Origin of the sequence: Vibrio navarrensis, assembly GCF_015767675.1 — a bacterium.
Lineage (GTDB): Bacteria > Pseudomonadota > Gammaproteobacteria > Enterobacterales > Vibrionaceae > Vibrio.
Genome location: NZ_CP065217.1, coordinates 584543 through 600593, shown reverse-complemented (window position 1 = coordinate 600593; position 16051 = coordinate 584543). Strand labels below are relative to the sequence as shown.

Below are 16051 nucleotides of genomic sequence, written 5' to 3'. Positions count from 1 at the left end.
CCTTTATTGCAAATACGGTCTTATGTTTCCTGTTGCCAAGCAACCCTAAATCGTCAATTGAGAGAGTAAACATGGCTGAACGACGTCGATTTTCCCGAATTATCTATCAAGTTCCAGCACGTCTGGTGCAAGGTGATCTGGTGCTAGACACCACCATTCAGGATCTCTCATTGCACGGGTTGTTACTGCGAACAGACTCAATTCACAAGTTAAACCACGACGATCTGGTGTTGGTGTACTTCACACTTTCAGATAGTGATATTGATATTAGTCTCGAAGCAGCGGTAGTAGGCTTTGATCAACAGACGATTAGGCTTAAAATTAATCACATTGATATCGAAAGTATCAGCCATTTGAAACGCTTGGTTGAACTCAATGTCGGTGATGATGCTCTCCTGCACAGAGAAATAGAATTTCTCTCTGATCTCGGTGAGCTTGAAGACTAATTGTCTGCTCGATAAGTCGAAGTAACGATGTCCAAGAAAATTACCATGCAGATCCCCACTCAAAATGGGGATCAGTTTTTTTATTTGGCTAAAGGCACTGTCTTTACCATTTTGCTTTCCCTGACCGCCTTACCGATCTCACTGGGTGGCGGTTGGTATTTGTACCAAAAGCAAAGCGGTGAATCGCAGTCTCTGCAGTCACAAATCGCTCATCTCACTGCTGAAAAGCAGCAGTTAGAGATGGAATATCAAGAGCAGTTGGATGTAAACCACTCGCTTTCTCAATCATTGACCGAGAAAAGCAATCAAATCCAATTACTTGGCAAACGTGTCTTTGATGTGGAATCCGTGCTCGGCCTTGCCGACGAAGAACTGCTGATTGACGAGGCCAATCTCGAGAACCGCATCGATGCCGCGGCGGTCGACTCAGCGGTGCGCGCGACCATGTTCCGCCTATTGCCGAATGATACGCCGATGGCTTACCAGCGGATCTCCTCCTCTTTCGGTCGCCGCACTAACCCGATCACCGGAAAACGCCACACACACACGGGGATTGATCTCACCTGTAAACGCGGCGAAGAGATCGTCGCGCCGGCTGATGGTGTGGTAGAAACGGTGCGCCCGAGTAAAAACGGTTTTGGTAACTTCCTGACCATGCGTCACTCTTTTGGTTTTATGAGTTCGTATGCGCATTTGCAGCATTTCAAAGTGAAAAGTGGCCAGTTCGTCAGTAAAGGCGATGTGATTGCCACCTGTGGAAACTCTGGCAATTCAACGGGGCCTCATCTGCATTACGAAGTGCGTTTTCTTGGTCGGGCACTCAACCCGCAATACTTGATGGATTGGACACCAGAAAACTTCAACCATCTGTTTGAAAAAGAGAAAACGGTTAAGTGGGCCCCTTTGGTGGAGATGATCAGCAGCGTGGTGCGCCTGCAAGTCAATCTGACCAATTCACCGTATCGCGATGCGAGCATGGAGACGGTTGCCAGCGAAGAAACGCCCAGTGTAGAGCCGCTGCAAACCAACTGAGCAGGCCGCAGATAGCAAAAGAGCAGCTTCGCGCTGCTCTTTTCGTTTTGTGTCACGTAGGCAACGGCCTCATCCACGATGAATGTTGTCATTCGCTTGTTTAAGCAAGTTTTGGCTCTCGGCCATAAATTGCTGCGAATAGCTGCCAAACCACTGACTGACCTGTTTGAAGCTCTCAACAAAACTGCTTTTATCATGCTGCTCAAGCAGAGCAAGCGCGTCACCAAAGCGTTGATGGAAACGTTTGATCATCTCAATATTCTCTTCGGAAGAGAGAATGATGTCGCCGTACAGATTCGGATCCTGGGCAAAAAGCCTTCCGACCATCGCCAGCTCTAAACGATAAATCGGCGAGCTGAGTTTCATCAACTTGTCTAGACTCGGATTCTCTTTGCTCAAATGCATCCCGTAAGCGAACGAGGTAAAGTGGCGTAGCGCTTGGATCAACGTCATGCCATGATCATGCTCCGCTGCATCGATTTGACACACGCTCGCTCCCCAAATAACAAACTGTTGCAATAGCCACTGATAGGCTTCGCTGTCTCGACCATCGCAGCAGACAATCACCTGCTTGGCCAAGCTCGGTACATCCGGGCCAAACATCGGGTGTAAGCCGACAACTGGCCCGCGATGCACTTTGAGCATCGCCTGCAACGGCTTGGCTTTGATGGAGGTCAGGTCGCACAAAATGCAGTCTTGCGGCAGATTCCCTAACTTATCGATCACACCTTGGGTTAAATGAATCGGCACAGTGACAACCACTAAGCCCGCACCATCAAGGATCTCATCGGCATGTGGCCAATCTTGGCTACCCAACACTTTTACGCTGTAACCAGACAAACGGAACATGCGCGCAAACAACCCGCCCAATTGGCCATGACCACCAATGATCACCACCGAGCGCAGTTCTGGATTGAGACACTTGAAACCGGAATCTTTTTCACTGGCGTAGGACTCGCGCATCACACGACGCAAAATATCTTCAATCAACTGCGGGGGGATGCCCATCGCCTGAGCTTCTGCTCTGCGTGATGCCAGCATGGCCGCCTCTCGATCGGGGGCATAGATGGGCAAGCCGTGCTGGCTTTTCACTTCTCCCACCTTTTCCACCAAAGCGAGACGCTGTGCGAGCAGTTCCAGCATTTGTTTGTCGACGGCATCAATTTGATCGCGCAATGCGTTGAGTTCAACAGCCATGATATCCCTTGTTTACTGTTACTTCAGACGTTGTTGTAAAAATGGCACTAGCTCTTTGTGCGCTTTGCGCAGCAGTGCCTCTGTGGTATCCCAATCAATACAGGCGTCGGTGATAGAAACCCCGTATTGCATTTCACTCAGTGGCAATTCCGACGATTGATTGCCTGCGTTAATATGGCTTTCAATCATCAAACCAATAATTGATTTGTTGCCTTCGCGGATCTGATGAATCACATCTTCCGCGACCAAAGGCTGACGACGGTAATCTTTACGTGAGTTGGCGTGACTACAATCGACCATCAATGACGCATCCAAGCCCATTTTCGCCATCTCTTGCTCACACTCAGCCACGGACACTGAATCGTAATTGGTCTGCTTACCGCCACGTAAAATCACGTGACCATTTGGGTTGCCTTGCGTAGTCAGAAGTGCCACCTGACCTTCGCTGTTGATCCCCATGAAACGGTGACTTGACGAAGCCGCTTGCATCGCATTAATTGCCGTAGACAAACTGCCATCGGTGCCGTTTTTGAAACCAATTGGCATCGAAAGGCCACTCGCCATTTCTCGGTGTGTTTGCGATTCCGTGGTTCGCGCACCAATCGCGGCCCAACTGAAAGTATCTGCAAGGTACTGCGGGCTAATAGGGTCGAGCGCTTCGGTCGCGAGCGGGATCTCCATTTCAGCCAATTCCACTAGAAGCTGACGGCCGACATGCAGGCCGTGTTCAATGTCGAAGCTACCATCCAGATGAGGATCGTTAATCAATCCTTTCCAACCCACAGTGGTGCGCGGCTTTTCAAAGTAAACACGCATAACAATATACAGTTGATCATCAAGTTGTTGTGAGAGTGCTTTTAATCGACGTGCATAATCCTTCGCCGCAGCAAGGTCGTGAATTGAGCAAGGGCCGCAAACCACCAGCAAGCGGTGATCTTGCTTATGGATAATGTTCGCGATGGTATTGCGTGATTGCTGAATAAAGCCACGCGCTTTGTCACTGAGAGGCAACTTGGCTTTTAACTGATCGGGCGTGATCAGAATCTGTTCATCACTGATATTAATATTACTCAACTCACTTTTACGCATAACTCTCAACCTGTATATTATTTTTTACAATTCAAATCCATAAGGCAGCTCAATCAACCTTGATGACAAAATAACAGGCTGGAAAAGAAAATCAACCGTAAAGATAAAAAAACATTTAGTGTAAATTTTAAATTACACCAAAGATAAAATGCGTATTGATGAGAATTCATCGCTTAAGCGCTTCTTTTCTCACTTTTATGGCAACAAACGCTGCAAGGTATCACGGGCCGTTTTCCACTCTTGAGAGCGTGTCAACTCATCTAAGCTAAAGCTCCGCTTCTTCAACAGTGCTACCGCGCTAGGCACGGAAGTGATAGGCAAACTATCCAGCGCTGCGACTTGCGCGTCACGTTTATTGCACATCAGCAGCATGTCACATCCGGCGTGTAACGCTTGCTTGGCCCGCTCTGCAGGGCCTCCCATCACAGCCGCGCCTTCCATAGTAAGATCATCAGAGAAAATCAGCCCTTTAAAGCCTAATTCTTGGCGAAGTACCTGTTTTAACCAATATGATGAACCGCTGGCAGGCTGGGAGTCATAGTGGGGATAGATAACGTGCGCGGGCATCATGGCATCCAACATTCCTGCCTCAATTTGCGCTTTGAAAATCGCCATGTCCTCTTGCCATAGGTCATCGCGCTCATCAATCGGTGTCTCTAAGTGCGAATCGGCAATCACGCCACCGTGACCGGGGAAGTGCTTACCTGTGGTCGCCATCCCGATACTGCGCATCCCTTGCATATAAGCGCTGCTGTGGCGCAAGATGGTGTGTGTCTCTTCACCAAAGGCCCGATTACCAATCGCTTTGCAGGCAAAGCCTTTATCCAGCACTGGGGCAAAACTGAGGTCGATATCGTGCGCAATCAGCTCGGCCGCCATCAGCCAACCGCCCATGCGCGCGAGGGCTTCCCCTTGCGCATGCTTGGCGTATTCAGCCGCAGCAGGAATGAGTGAGAAACCTTCGCGAAAACGCTGTACTCGTCCACCTTCTTGGTCGACGCCAATCAGAAACGGGCGCTTGACTGTACGGCGAATCGACGCCACTAAGGCTTGCAGTTGCTGACTGTCGTGATAATTGCGCGTAAACAGAATCAAGCCACCAACAGCCGGATGAGCAAGAACTTCTTTATCTTCTGCATCCAGTTCGTAACCTGCGACATCCACCCATAACGGTCCCATTTTCTCTCTCCAAACAGCTGATATTGGTTAAAACTAAATGAGGTTATTCCGAATGAATTTGCATTACAATGCTTTGCATGAGGAAAAAACGGCGGGGAAATCAGGATGCAAGAGAAAGAGCTGTATATCGGTGTGATGTCGGGCACCAGCATGGATGGCGTCGACACTGCGCTGGTTGAAATCAACCAAGGGCAAGTGCGCTTGCTCGCGCACCACGATCATCCACTGCCAACGTCATTAAAGCAGCAACTGCTTTCTGTCTGTACTGGGCAAAGTACCGATTTGCGCACTCTGGGTGAGCTCGACCACCAACTCGGCCACCTGTTTGCCGACGCCGTACTCGCACTTCTGAACAAAACGGGCATACAAGCCAGCCAAGTGAGCGCGATTGGCAATCATGGACAAACTGTTTTTCACCAACCAACCGGGCCATCTCCGTTTACCACTCAACTGGGCGATGCCAATATTATCGCGGTGCGCACTGAGATTGACACCGTGGCGGATTTTCGCCGCAAAGACATCGCTTTAGGTGGTCAGGGTGCGCCGTTAGTACCGGCATTTCACCAAGCCATATTTGCCATGCAGGACTCAACCACCGTGGTGTTGAACATCGGCGGAATCGCCAACATCTCCGTGCTTCATCCAAAACAAAGGGTCACCGGGTATGATACTGGCCCCGGCAACATGCTGATGGATGCGTGGTGTGAACGGCACACGCAGCGAAGCTATGACCAAGACGCGCGACTCGCCTGCCAAGGAGAAGTGGATCGCAACTTGCTGGCGCGTCTGTTACAAGAGCCTTATTTGACCAAGCTGCCCCCCAAAAGTACCGGGCGCGAGCTGTTTAATAGCGAATGGCTGGATGAGATGCTTGGCACTCATGACTACTCAGTCGAAGATGTGCAGCGCACCTTGTGCGAGTACTCGGCGCTGACCATCGCCAACGAAGTCGAAAAACATGCCTTCGGAGCGAACCCGCAACTGCTGGTGTGTGGCGGCGGGGCGCGTAATCCGCTGTTGATGCAGCGCTTAGCGCAGCGCTTGCCACTGTGGCAAGTCGCGACGACGAGCGAGAAAGGCGTCGATGGCGATAACATGGAAGCAATGGCGTTTGCTTGGCTGGCGTATCGCCACGTGCATCGCCTGCCAAGTAATCTGCCTGAGGTGACAGGCGCAAGCCGCCTTGCTTGCCTTGGCGTGCTTTATCCAAAAGCGTAACAGCAGAAAAGAGCAAGGTGGCCGATTTAGCTGCCACCTTTTTGTCTGAGCTTTTCTTCTGCTGACTTTTCTCTAAGTCACTTTTTAAGTGACTTTTCTCTCGCTAGCTTTGTTTTCAGCCGTTTGTTCCTTGATCAAGGAACAAACGTTTCACCGACCTTGGGCGCAAAGTGATCACTATTGTGGCAAATTTGCACTCGCCCGATGATTTTTTCTACCCAATGGCGGATTTATTGCTGGTACTCATTCCAGCCACGTTGCCACTCCATGCGAAAGCGCTGCGCCTGTTCGGTGCCTTCGCACACCCCTTCGTAATAGGAGCCCGACAGGCCAATTTGATAGGCAAAATCCGCGTTGCAATATTCATCCACGCCTTGCAGATAACCTTGGTCATAATCACTTTTATTCACCTCGCCCAGTGCAGCGAGCGCTTTAAAGCTGCGTTGGGTACGCCCATTCACCCCATCTTGATAGCCGACCTGATACCACTCGCCCGCTTTGGCCAACTCCTCGGTGCTCGACGCGCAGCCGACCAAGGCCACCAGCAGTACGCCTAATGCGCTCTGTTTCATTTTTCTTTCCTTAACTCATTGTTTTATCCAATAACCTTACCACTTAAATCTCCCACTCGCCGCATCAAGGGCCAAATAAACCACTCGCCCCGTCAGCAGACCGCTCACGCAGACGAGAAACCACTGAGTCGCCATAGCGACCACTCGTCTGGCTATGCGACCACTCAAGTTAGAAGCCAGTGCAACTGGGCAGAGAGTCACTTACTCTCCACCTTGAGCTTAACTATTATCCAAGGACAAATTGCTATGATGTGGTTTCTATCCTGTGTCGCTGCCCTGATTGGCGGATACTTCATCTACGGCGCTTTCGTTGAGAAAGTATTTGGTATCAACGAACATCGCCAAACTCCAGCCCACACCAAAACCGATGGCGTCGACTACGTGCCGATGTCAACGCCCAAAGTGTATTTGGTGCAACTGCTGAATATCGCCGGTGTCGGCCCGATTTTTGGCCCGATCATGGGCGCTCTTTACGGCCCAGCCGCCATGTTGTGGATTGTGGTCGGCTGTATTTTTGCTGGTGCGGTGCACGATTACTTCTCTGGCATGCTTTCCGTACGTAACGGTGGCGCTTCTGTGCCAACCATCACTGGCCGCTACTTAGGCAATGGCGCGAAACATTTCATGAACATTTTTGCCATTGTTTTATTGCTGCTGGTCGGTGTGGTGTTTGTCTCTGCGCCTGCGGGCATGATTACTAACCTGATCAACGACCAAACCAGCTTCTCGGTGAGCATGACAAGCATGGTGGTGATCATTTTTGCTTACTACATCATCGCGACGATCGTGCCTGTCGACAAAATCATTGGTCGCTTTTACCCACTGTTCGGCGCGCTGCTGATCTTCATGTCGGTTGGCCTGATGAGCGCGATTGCCCTTTCGCCTGAACACACAGTGATGGGGGATTTCCAAGTCACTGACATGTTCTCCAACCTCAACCCGAACGATATGCCGCTCTGGCCCGCGCTGTTTATCACCATCGCTTGCGGTGCGATTTCAGGCTTCCACGCCACGCAATCACCGCTGATGGCGCGTTGTATGGAAAATGAGAAAAATGGCCGCTTTGTCTTCTACGGTGCGATGATCGGTGAAGGCATCATTGCACTTATCTGGTGTGCTATTGCTCTGTCTTTCTTTGGTTCACTGGACGCCCTTTCTGAAGCGGTGAAAAACGGTGGCCCTGGCAACGTGGTTTACAGTGCGTCATTTGGCCTGCTTGGCGTGTTTGGTGGTGTGATTGCCTTCCTAGGTGTGGTGATTCTGCCAATCACCTCGGGTGACACGGCGTTTCGTTCCAGCCGTTTGATCTTAGCGGAATACTTCAACATGGAGCAGAAAACCCTGCGCAATCGCCTGCTGATGGCCGTTCCGCTGTTCGTCCTTGGTGCGATTCTGACTCAGGTGGATTTTGGCATCATCTGGCGCTACTTTGGTTTTGCCAACCAAACGACCGCAGTGATGATGCTGTGGACAGCGTCGGCTTACCTGCTACGCCACAACAAGCTGCACTGGATCACCACGGTTCCGGCCTTCTTTATGACCACAGTGTGCGTCAGCTTTATCCTCAACAACAGCGCGCTGGGCTTTGGTTTTCCAATGCAGATTTCCACCATTGCTGGCCTTATCTTCTCGCTGGTGGTAACGGGCTACGTGATCAAGATCTCCAAAGGCAAAGGCGAGCGCGAGCTAGCGGATGAAGAAAAACCACAAGCGGTTTCCGAAACCGCGTAAGCACCACGCCATGAGTGCCTAAACCAAGAGTCTGCCCAGTCGCAGACTCTTTTTCTTTGCCATACAATAAACCCTGTTCAGTCACAGAAGAGTCGTTATGGAACTGGTTATCTCGCTACTGCAGCAGATGTGTGTTTACTTGGTGTTGGCTTATATGCTGAGTAAAACCCCGCTCATCTTGCCGATGCTCAACATCTCGTCACGCCTGAGTCACCGCTTGCTGTGCTACCTGCTGTTCTCTGCCTTTTGTATTCTGGGCACCTATTTTGGCCTGCATATCAACGATGCCATTGCCAACACTCGCGCAATTGGTGCGGTGATGGGCGGGCTGTTTGGCGGCCCAGTGGTTGGTTTTGCGGTTGGCTTTACTGGCGGTATTCACCGTTACATCTTAGGCGGTTTTACCGATCTCGCCTGCGCCATCTCCACCACGACAGAAGGGCTGATTGGTGGCCTATTGCATGTCTATCTGCTCAAGAAAAACAAAGGGGCACAACTGTTTAACCCTTCAGTGGTGTTTGGCATCACTTTTTTTGCCGAGATCATGCAAATGATCATCTTGCTGGTGGTAGCCAAACCCTACTCAGAAGCCTACGCTCTGGTGTCGGCGATTGCCGCGCCGATGATCATCGCCAACTCGGTCGGCGCAGCGCTGTTTATGAGCATTCTGCAAGACAGAAAAACCATCTTCGAAAAATACTCCGCCACCTTTTCCCGCCGCGCACTGACCATTGCCGATCGCTCGGTCGGTATCTTGCACAGCGGCTTTAACAGCACCAATGCCGAGAAAATTGCCCGCATCGTCTACGAAGAGACCAATGTCGGCGCAGTGGCGATCACCGATCAAGAGAAGATCCTCGCGTTTGTCGGCATTGGCGATGACCACCACAAACCCAACACGCCAATCTCGTCGCAAAGCACGCTCGATTCGATGGCGCAGAATGCGATCATTTATCTCGATGGCAGTGAACGCCCTTATCAATGTTCACTGGCTGCCGACTGTAAATTGGGCGCGGCGTTGATCATTCCGCTGCGCGCAGGCAAAGAGGTGGTCGGCACCATCAAGCTGTACGAGCCCAAACGTAAACTCTTCTCCACCATCAATATGTCGATGGCAGAAGGCATCGCCCAGTTGCTTTCCAGCCAAATTCTCTATGGCGATTATCAGCAACAACAAACCTTACTGACACAATCGGAAATCAAACTGCTGCACGCACAAGTCAACCCGCACTTTCTCTTCAACGCGCTCAATACCATCAGTGCCGTGATCCGCCGCGACCCTGACAAAGCGCGCGAGCTGATACAAAATCTCTCCCATTTCTTTCGCAGCAACCTTAAGCAAAACATCAATACCGTCACGCTCAAAGAAGAGCTGGCGCACGTCAATGCCTACCTGAGCATTGAAAAAGCGCGCTTTGCTGATCGTCTCGACGTAGAAATCGACATCGCCGCCGAACTACTGGAGGTCAAACTACCGAGCTTTACCTTGCAGCCTTTGGTCGAAAATGCGGTGAAGCATGGTATTTCCAACTTGCTCGAAGGCGGCTTAGTGCGCATCTACAGCGAAAAGAGCCCAACAGGCTACGCCATCACCGTTGAAGACAACGCAGGTTGTTACCAAGCACCGAGTGAGGATCACTCCGGGCTTGGCATGGAGATTGTCGATAAACGCTTGAGCCATAACTTTGGTCGTGATGCAGCACTAAAAATTCAAGCGATACCGCATCAATTTACTAAAATGACCTTTATCATTCCGCACTCAGCGTTGATGAGCTGAATGGCTGTAACACAGGGACTATACGGATGTTGACCGCACTGGTAATTGATGACGAACCTTTTGCTCGTGACGAGCTTTGCGAGCTGCTGGGGGAAACGGGTGAGATCGAGGTGATTGGCGATGCGGCCAATGCCATCATGGGATTGAAAAAAATCAACGAGCTCAAACCCGATGTGGTGTTTCTCGACATTCAGATGCCCCAAGTGACCGGCATAGAGCTGCTCGGCATGATGGACCCAGAAACCATGCCGTATGTGGTGTTTGTCACCGCTTACGATCAGTACGCGATTCAAGCTTTTGAAGACAATGCCTTTGATTACCTGCTTAAACCCGTCGACCCCGAGCGGCTGAAAAAGACCGTAAAACGCCTAAATCGCGCCGCCAGCCAGTCGGCGCTCAGCCAGCATTTGTCCGGCATCGCCCCTGAAACGCTGGACCAAATCCCGTGTATCGGCCACAACCGGATTGTGATCATGGCCACGGACAACGTCGAATGCGCTTACAGCGATATTAGTGGCGTGCATGTGCGCTCCATCAATCAAACCGCCAGCACCCAACTGACGTTAAAAACGCTGGAAGAGAAAACACCACTGGTACGCTGCCACCGGCAATATTTGGTGGCGATCAAAGCAATCAGTGAAATCAAATTGTTGGAAAATGGCTTAGCCGAAATCATCACCCGCACGGGTTTTACCATTCCGGTCAGTCGCCGCTATCTTAAATTACTCAAAGAGATGCTTGGCATTTACCAGTAGCCATACTAAGTGGCAAAAATGAAGTGGCAAAAATGCAAAAGGCGACCTGTTTGGTCGCCTTCTTCGTTTCACCGCACTTAATCAATCTGCTTAATTTGCAGCTCTTTCGGCACTTCAAAGAACATATTCTCTTCGCGGCCTAGCACCTCTTCAACCGATTGTGCGCCCAGCTCTTTGATGCGATCCAAGATCTGATTGACCAACTCTTCTGGCGCAGAGGCGCCTGCGGTGACACCGACTTTGACTTTCCCGTCAAACCACACTGGCTGTATATCCTGCGGGCAGTCGGTCAGATAGGCAGGCGTGCCGAGTTTTTCTGCAAGCTCTTTGAGACGTGTTGAGTTCGAGGAGTTCTTTGACCCCACCACCACCATCACATCAACCTCACTGGCTAGCTCACGCACCGCGTCTTGACGGTTTTGTGTCGCGTAGCAGATATCGTCTTTGCGTGGGCCTTGGATATCAGGGAACACGCGGCGCAGTTCATCAATCACATCGGCGGTCTCATCCACCGACAAGGTGGTTTGACTGACGTAGTGCAGATTGCTCGGATCTTTCACCACCGCTTTAAGGCCAATAACATCTTCCGGTTTTTCAACCAGATACATGCCGCCCTGCTGGCTGGCATATTGACCCATGGTTCCTTCGACTTCCGGATGACCGGCGTGGCCAATCAGCACCACTTCCATACTGCGGCGACTGGCGCGCGCCACCTCCATGTGCACCTTGGTAACCAGAGGACAGGTCGCATCGAACACGGTGAGATCGCGCTCTTTCGCTTCCAGACGCACGGCTTGAGAGACACCATGAGCAGAGAAAATGACGATGTTGTTATCCGGCACTTCATGAAGCTCCTCCACAAACACCGCACCGCGTTGCTTCAGCCCTTCGACCACAAAACGGTTGTGCACCACTTCATGGCGAACATAAATCGGCGGCTGATACAGTTCCAGTGCGCGCTCAACAATGCTGATGGCACGATCGACTCCGGCACAGAATCCACGCGGGTTGGCTAACAGGATTTTCATTTCATTGCTCATGGGTAGTTATCTTTTGGCTGGCTATTCTACTGACAAAATTTCAACTTCAAAAGTCACATCTTGCCCGGCGAGTGGGTGGTTAAAATCAACCGTCACCGAGTCTCCGGCGATTTCGGTAATGATGCCCGGGATCTCCATCCCATCGGGTCCGGCAAAGGCCATGATCGTTCCGACTTCCACCGCGGCATCGCCAACAAAACGTGCGCGGTCCATGTGGTGGATATGATCCGGATTGGGCAACCCAAAGGCATCTTGCGCTTTGAGTTCAATTGACTTGTTTTCGCCCGCTTGCAACCCAAGCAGACACTGCTCGAAGTTGTCACTCAGGCTGCCATCGCCCATGACAAACTTCGCTGGTTTGCCCATGTTATGCGTGCTATCGGCGACAGAGCCGTCTTTCATTTTAATCGTAAAGTGCAGCGTTACGGCAGATTGTTGGGTAATAGTGGTCACGTTACGGCTTCCTTGTAGAAAACGGTGGCAGTTGCTTGCTCGTTATAGACAAAAGCGCTGACCGAATCAACGGACAGCGCTTAGGGTTATTGGTTTTTATTGAGATTCTTTGCAACGAAAACCATCTAAGATGATCATCGCGGCGCCAAAGCAGATGGCTGCATCGGCTAAGTTAAAGGCTGGCCAGTGGTAGTTACCCCAGAAAAAGTCCAAGTAATCGACCACAAAACCATGTACTAAACGGTCAAAGACGTTGCCTACGGCTCCGCCAATAATCATCGCATAAGCAATGTTGTTCCATTTTTCTTTCGCGGAGAGTTTGCTCATCCAATAGGTCAATAGGCCCGTAACCGCAAAAGCAATACCGGTGAACAACCAACGCTGCCAACCCTCTTGATCACTGAGAAAACTGAAAGCGGCGCCATAGTTGTGCACATACAGCAAATTAAAGAATGGCAGGACTTCAATGCGATTGGCCCAGCCGTAACCCATCTTCTCCATCACCACAAATTTGATGCCAATATCGGCCACAAACACCACAAAGGCTAACCACAGCCAGCGCACCCCAGATTGCTTTAACGTCAGTGCTTTTTCGCTCATCTTAATTCCTAAAAATAGCCCCAGTGAATACTGGGGCTGCAATTACGATAAAAAGTTCAGTCTTTCGCTCGCCGACAATTAGGCAAACTTACGCACTTCGCCTTCGCCATCGACGTTAGAGACACAGCGACCACAGATTTTCTCGTGACCTGCGATGGTGCCAACGTCTGGCGTGTGGTGCCAACAACGGTCACACTTCTCAGCTTCCGTTGCACGCACTTCAACAAACAGACCTTCAATGTCGGTGGCTTGCGCCGCGTCTGACTTCTCGCCCAGCGGTTTAACGGTGGCGGCCGAAGTCAGCAGAACGAAACGCAACTCATCGTCAAGTTTGTTGATTTTCGCTGCAAGATCGTCGCTGGCAAACAGCGTCAGTTCCGCTTGCAGTGAGCCACCAATGGTCTTCTCGCTGCGTGCTGCTTCAAGCAGTTTGTTGACTGCACCACGCACTTTCTGGATTTCAGACCAGAATGCGTTATTGAGCTCTTCACCTTCTGTAAGACCAAACAGACCGTCGAACCATTCACCAGTGAAGACAAACTTGTCACGCTCACCCGGCATCTGGTTCCAGATTTCATCAGCGGTAAACGACATGATTGGCGCCATCCAACGCACCAACGCTTCGACGATGTAGTACAGCGCGGTTTGACAGCTGCGCTGTGCATGACCACCGCGTTTCGCGGTGTACTGACGGTCTTTGATCACGTCAAGATAGAATGAACCCATCTCGATAGAACAGAAGTGCATCAGACGCTGCGTTACACCGTGCGTGTTGTACTCTTCATACGCTTTAACGATCTCGTTCTGCGCCGCCAATGCACGGCCTACCGCCCAGCGATCCAGTGCAACCATCTCATCGGCGGGCACGATATCCGTTTCTGGATTGAAACCGTTCAAGTTCGCCAAGAAGAAACGCGCCGTGTTACGGATACGACGGTAAGCATCGGCCGAACGCTTGAGGATCTCATCAGAAACCGCCACTTCGCCCGTATAATCGGTTGAAGCAACCCACAGACGCAGAATATCTGCACCTAGCTTGTTGGTGACATCTTTTGGCGCGACCACGTTACCAATAGATTTTGACATCTTACGGCCTTGGCCATCGACCACGAAACCGTGCGTCAATACTTGCTTGTAAGGCGCTTTGCCTTTCATTGCGATCGAAGAGATGAGCGAAGACTGGAACCAACCGCGGTGTTGGTCCGAACCTTCAAGGTACATGTCCGCTTCCGCTCCGTTGAACTCTTCACGTTTATCAACGACTGCGTAGTGTGTTACGCCAGAATCAAACCAAACGTCTAAGGTATCGAGTACTTTTTCATACTGCGGCGCTTCTTCGCCGAGCAGTTCTGCGGCGTCAAGATCCCACCACGCTTGAATGCCTTTTTGTTCAACTACTTGAGCCACTTTTTCAATCAGCTCAAGCGAGTTTGGATGCAGCTCTGCGGTTTCTTTGTGCACGAACAGGGCAATGGGCACACCCCAAGTACGTTGACGTGAGATACACCATTCTGGGCGACCTTCGATCATCCCTTCAATGCGGCTTTGACCCCACTCTGGCATCCACTGAACGCCTTTGATCGACTCTAGTGCTTTGGCACGCAGGCCTGCTTGGTCCATCGAAACGAACCATTGCGGAGTTGCACGGAAGATGATTGGCGTTTTGTGGCGCCAGCAGTGCGGGTAGCTATGCTCGTAAGCGTGATGATGCAGTAATGCGCCTTTTTCTTTTAGCGTTTCAACAACAGCATCATTCGCTTTAAAGACGTGTTGACCGGCAAACAGTTCAGTGTCTGGCAGATACACGCCGTTTGAACCCACTGGGTTCGCCACTTCAAGGCCATATTTTTGGCCGACCGCAAAGTCTTCTTGACCGTGTCCCGGAGCGGTATGAACCACACCAGTACCCGAATCGGTGGTGACGTGATCGCCAAGGATCGCAGGCACTGTAAACGCGTAGAATGGGTGTTGGAACTGAGCAAGTTCAAGATCCGCACCTTTGGCAAAACCAAGGTTGTGGAAGTGCTCGATACCCGCGCGATCCATCACCTCTTTGGCCAGTTCAGCCGCAACAATAATACGCTCAGGCTGACGCTCTGAAGCCGCATCGCCCTCAACTTGGATCAGTACGTACTCAAGATCCTCACGCAGACACACTGCGCGGTTAGCTGGGAGTGTCCAAGGCGTGGTTGTCCAGATAACGATCGAGACGTCACCTTGACCTTCGTGACCTTCATTTAAATCGAATTTCGCCAATAGCGCAGCTTCGTCAGCTGCTTTGAAACGAACGTCAATAGAAGGAGACACTTTGTTTTTGTACTCAACTTCCGCTTCTGCCAGTGCGCTGCCACAATCGGTACACCAGTGAACCGGTTTAAACCCTTTCAGTAAGTGGCCGTTGTCGGCAATTTTACCCAGCGCACGGATGATGTTGGCTTCGGTCGCGAAATCCATAGTGCGGTATGGTTTGTCCCACTCGCCCATGATGCCAAGACGCTTAAAACTCTCTTTTTGCCCTTCCACTTGACCGGCTGCGTATTCACGGCATTTTTCGCGAAATTCTGCTGCGGTCACTTTCTGGCCCGGTTTGCCGACTTTCTTTTCAACCATCAGTTCGATAGGTAGACCGTGGCAGTCCCAGCCTGGGATGTAAGGTGCGTCAAAACCTGAAAGTGTTTTGGATTTAATAATAATGTCTTTAAGAATCTTGTTTAGTGCATGACCAATGTGAATATCACCGTTTGCATAAGGAGGACCATCATGCAATACAAATGATTTCTTGCCTTTTTTCGCTTCACGGATGGCTCCGTAAAGGTCTTCTTGATACCAACGCTTTAGCATTTCTGGCTCACGTTTAGCCAGATCGCCGCGCATCGGAAACCCTGTTTCAGGTAAGTTCAGGGTATCTTTATACTCACTCATCGATTCTTAATTCCGTTATATTGGGCGAAAGTTAGACATT

The 16051-nt window shown here is 50.8% G+C and carries 14 protein-coding genes; 6 read left to right on the top strand and 8 right to left on the bottom strand.

What is annotated here, in order from left to right; all coding sequences use genetic code 11:
- Positions 1–71: 71 nt before the first annotated feature.
- Together I3X05_RS02635 and I3X05_RS02630 are read left to right on the top strand one after the other, a co-directional pair.
- Positions 72–446 carry a PilZ domain-containing protein gene (locus tag I3X05_RS02635; RefSeq protein WP_045569962.1) on the top strand — a complete coding sequence of 125 codons (375 nt, stop codon included), beginning with the start codon at positions 72–74 and terminating at the stop codon, positions 444–446.
- Between the two features lie 27 nt (positions 447–473).
- The gene (locus I3X05_RS02630; RefSeq protein ID WP_045569961.1) at positions 474–1478 is read left to right on the top strand and encodes a M23 family metallopeptidase; all 1005 of its coding nucleotides are present in this window, start codon (positions 474–476) and stop codon (positions 1476–1478) included.
- 69 nt (positions 1479–1547) lie between these two features.
- On the opposite strand, the gene tyrA is transcribed toward I3X05_RS02630, so the two are convergent.
- The 3 genes from tyrA to nagZ all read right to left on the bottom strand — a co-directional run bounded on the left by tyrA (position 1548) and on the right by nagZ (position 4943).
- Positions 1548–2675: a bifunctional chorismate mutase/prephenate dehydrogenase gene (gene tyrA / locus I3X05_RS02625; protein WP_045569960.1), complete on the bottom strand. Its 1128-nt coding sequence runs from the start codon at positions 2673–2675 to the stop codon at positions 1548–1550.
- An 18-nt stretch (positions 2676–2693) separates the two neighbouring features.
- Positions 2694–3764 carry a 3-deoxy-7-phosphoheptulonate synthase gene (locus I3X05_RS02620; protein ID WP_045569959.1) on the bottom strand — a complete coding sequence of 357 codons (1071 nt, stop codon included), beginning with the start codon at positions 3762–3764 and terminating at the stop codon, positions 2694–2696.
- A gap of 195 nt (positions 3765–3959) precedes the next feature.
- A complete protein-coding gene (gene nagZ, locus I3X05_RS02615; RefSeq protein ID WP_193277863.1) occupies positions 3960–4943 on the bottom strand; it encodes a beta-N-acetylhexosaminidase in 984 nt (327 codons plus the stop codon).
- 105 nt (positions 4944–5048) lie between these two features.
- Between nagZ and I3X05_RS02610 the strand changes: the two genes are divergently transcribed.
- Complete coding sequence (locus I3X05_RS02610) at positions 5049–6161, top strand: anhydro-N-acetylmuramic acid kinase (RefSeq protein ID WP_193157617.1); 1113 nt, start codon at positions 5049–5051, stop codon at positions 6159–6161.
- A gap of 230 nt (positions 6162–6391) precedes the next feature.
- Here the strand turns inward: I3X05_RS02610 and I3X05_RS02605 are convergent, their stop codons facing one another.
- Positions 6392–6733, bottom strand: a complete 342-nt coding sequence (locus I3X05_RS02605) for a DUF2799 domain-containing protein (protein WP_045569956.1) — start codon at positions 6731–6733, stop codon at positions 6392–6394.
- A gap of 246 nt (positions 6734–6979) precedes the next feature.
- On the opposite strand from I3X05_RS02605, the gene I3X05_RS02600 reads away from it, so the two are divergent.
- From I3X05_RS02600 to btsR, 3 genes are all read left to right on the top strand, one after another.
- Positions 6980–8464 carry a carbon starvation CstA family protein gene (locus I3X05_RS02600; RefSeq protein WP_045569955.1) on the top strand — a complete coding sequence of 495 codons (1485 nt, stop codon included), beginning with the start codon at positions 6980–6982 and terminating at the stop codon, positions 8462–8464.
- Positions 8465–8561: 97 nt separating this feature from the next.
- Complete coding sequence (locus I3X05_RS02595; RefSeq protein WP_193166815.1) at positions 8562–10241, top strand: sensor histidine kinase; 1680 nt, start codon at positions 8562–8564, stop codon at positions 10239–10241.
- Positions 10242–10267: 26 nt separating this feature from the next.
- Positions 10268–10996, top strand: coding sequence for a two-component system response regulator BtsR (btsR, locus tag I3X05_RS02590; protein ID WP_039424173.1), 729 nt, complete (start codon positions 10268–10270; stop codon positions 10994–10996).
- Between the two features lie 77 nt (positions 10997–11073).
- Here the strand turns inward: btsR and ispH are convergent, their stop codons facing one another.
- From ispH to ileS, 4 genes are all read right to left on the bottom strand, one after another.
- Positions 11074–12036, bottom strand: a complete 963-nt coding sequence (gene ispH, locus I3X05_RS02585; RefSeq protein ID WP_193166816.1) for a 4-hydroxy-3-methylbut-2-enyl diphosphate reductase — start codon at positions 12034–12036, stop codon at positions 11074–11076.
- A gap of 21 nt (positions 12037–12057) precedes the next feature.
- Entirely contained in the window at positions 12058–12489 is a 432-nt protein-coding gene (gene fkpB, locus I3X05_RS02580; protein WP_039440512.1) for an FKBP-type peptidyl-prolyl cis-trans isomerase, read from the bottom strand.
- Positions 12490–12585: 96 nt separating this feature from the next.
- Positions 12586–13089 (bottom strand): signal peptidase II, encoded by a 504-nt coding sequence (gene lspA, locus I3X05_RS02575; RefSeq protein ID WP_193166817.1) that lies wholly within the window; start codon positions 13087–13089, stop codon positions 12586–12588.
- 78 nt (positions 13090–13167) lie between these two features.
- Complete coding sequence (gene ileS / locus I3X05_RS02570; protein ID WP_045569951.1) at positions 13168–16011, bottom strand: isoleucine--tRNA ligase; 2844 nt, start codon at positions 16009–16011, stop codon at positions 13168–13170.
- Positions 16012–16051 lie beyond the last annotated feature (40 nt).